Genomic DNA, 1,286 nt, shown 5'->3' with positions numbered 1-1,286 from the left:
CTTAATACGGCATGCGTAAGCGCCCGCTTCAACCGTTGAAGCGGGTGTTTTACCCTAACCAGATGGTTATTCCAGCATGCGTCGTGAAGCTGCGATCCCGTTGTAATACTGCGCCGGGTGAGGATTTTGCCGTCTCCGCCCTTTATAATCCTCATACCACACCAAGTTCGTGACAGGATCTTTCACAATCCGCCCATGAAGCCGCTTGGCAGGATCATCATCATTTTCCAAATTATGCTTCCGACACAACGGACACAAGTTCTCTAATACGGTCTGCCCGCCTTGCGTAAACGCCTGAATATGATGCACCTGACACCGCACCGCCGGCACCATACAATCAGCATGCTGACACACCAAATGACTAATAATCGTCAAGAACCGATCAGAAGCATCCGCTAACCGCTTGACCTCAAAAACCCTTAATGGGCGCTTCACCTGATCCGCATCCGCTCCACAGACAACCGCAAACCCAAACTCCCGCACCCGCGCATCCACCAAATCCTGCAAATCCATACACACCCCATCGGTATTGACCACCTTGCCGGTGCGCACCAACTCCGGATCATCCACCGGTATTAAGAAACACGGCCGGTGGCGCACATCCAACGGATTCTCAGGATTTTCCCCAGGCCCACAATGCTCATACGCAGCCACACCACCACCACTGACACAACGCTGCACCAACGCCTGCAACAACCCTTCCGACAACCGATTCGTACGCTGCGTGCGAACATACTCCTGCGCCTGCGGCAATAACGTTGCCTGCAACCGATCAACGACCTGCTGCGGCATTTTCCCAATAATGTATTTCATGCCGTCACTATCAGCTGCAGCCGAAAACCGCAGGTACGACATCCGTGGGGCTTGAAACTGCGTATTGACACGAGCCAAGGTTTGTCGCACATGCCGACGCGTGCTGTCGCAATCCAACGTCGCGCACTCATGTATTAAGGAAGTACGAAGCTGCTCAACATCAACATTCGGGTTTTTGCACCGCTTTGCCACCCCTGCAATTTCCCGCAGCTTATCCATGCTAAACCCGTACTCGCCGGCAAGTGCTAAGTCGTCTTTCGGGATCGCCTTGCCGATCGATCGCCACATGGAAATCGTGTGCTCATACACATGCAGGTCTTGGGCTAGCTCGCGGTTGGTGCGTGGGCTGCGGCTGACAGCTTGGATTAATGCCACAGCTTCGCTGGCAAGCTTTGCGACGGTGCCCAGAATGTTCATAGCCTGCAGCGTACAAACAATCCACACGTCATGCGAGGCGAAACGGTAGGTGAAAT

1 protein-coding gene is annotated in these 1,286 nt (G+C 53.8%); it reads right to left on the bottom strand.

The window, feature by feature from the left end; genetic code table 11:
- Positions 1-66 precede the first annotated feature (66 nt).
- Positions 67-1,286 (bottom strand): HNH endonuclease (locus NXS99_RS09155; protein WP_259288366.1); only part of this gene is annotated, 1,220 nt, incomplete at its 5' end.

Origin of the sequence: Corynebacterium sp. HS2168-gen11, assembly GCF_024834075.1 — a bacterium.
In the GTDB taxonomy this organism is placed as follows: Bacteria; Actinomycetota; Actinomycetes; order Mycobacteriales; family Mycobacteriaceae; genus Corynebacterium.
Note: the sequence above shows the minus strand (reverse complement) of the source record. Positions and strands in the feature narration are given on the sequence as shown.